The organism is Aestuariicoccus sp. MJ-SS9, assembly GCF_032586235.1.
GTDB lineage: Bacteria > Pseudomonadota > Alphaproteobacteria > Rhodobacterales > Rhodobacteraceae > Aestuariicoccus.
Genome location: NZ_JAWHTD010000127.1, coordinates 1 through 972 on the forward strand (window position 1 = coordinate 1; position 972 = coordinate 972).

1 protein-coding gene is annotated in these 972 nt (G+C 64.8%); it reads left to right on the forward strand.

Features of this window, described 5'->3' with window-relative positions; genetic code table 11:
• The first annotated feature begins 3 nt into the window (after nt 1-3).
• The gene (locus RXV88_RS23575; protein ID WP_316296181.1) at nt 4-936 is read left to right on the forward strand and encodes an IS5 family transposase; all 933 of its coding nucleotides are present in this window, start codon (nt 4-6) and stop codon (nt 934-936) included.
• Nucleotides 937-972: the final 36 nt, after the last annotated feature.

The following is a 972-nucleotide window of genomic DNA, read 5'->3' on the forward strand; positions in this document are numbered from 1 at the left end:
TGTATGAACAAGCCATCACCCGCCCGCTATCGCACCACGAACTGGTCCAGCTACAACGCATCGTTGCGCGCGCGGGGAGCGCTGCTGATCTGGGTCGACAGGGAGATGACCTGGCTTGCGCCGCGTGACGGGCGGCCTGGACGCCCGCCAATCTTTTCCGATGCGGCCGTGCAGTTTTGCCTGTCGATCAAAGTCCTGTTCAAGCTTCCGCTACGCCAGACCGCAGGGATGGTTGCCAGCCTGCTGAAGATGGCTGGGCTGGACTGGCCGGTTCCGGACTTCTCCACGCTGTGCCGCAGGCAAAAGACATTGGCCGTGCAGATCCCCTATCGCCGCGCCGACGGGCCGCTGAACCTGCTGGTCGACAGCACCGGCATCAAGTTTCTTGGCGATGGTGAATGGCAGGCGCGCAAGCATGGGGTGCAACGCCGCCGCCAATGGCGCAAGGTGCATCTGGCCATGGACCCGGCCACATCCGACATCCGCGCCGTGGAATTCACGCCCAGCCGAGACGGCGACAGCCCCGTGCTGCCGGACCTGCTGGGCCAGATCCAGGCCGATGAGCAGATCGGCACGGTGACCGCGGACGGCGCCTATGACACGCGCCGCTGCCACAAGGCCATCACTGACCGGCACGCCACACCGATCATCCCGATCCGCAGGAACGGGCGGCTATGGAAAGATGATTGCCCGGCCGCGCGCGCCCGAAACGAAACCCTGCGCGCGACCCGATATTACGGCAAGGCCTTCTGGAAACGCTGGACGGGATACCACGACCGAAGTCGGATCGAGGCGAAGATGCGCTGCCTGAAATCCTTCGGCGAGCGCATCGCGGCACGAGACCCCGACCGCCAGACTGCCGAAATCCACATCCGCATCGCCCTCATGAACCGCTTCAATGCCCTCGGCACCGCCGAGATCATCCGCGTGGCATGATCTCAGCGGGGAAAGGGGCAATCACGCCTCAAGCCC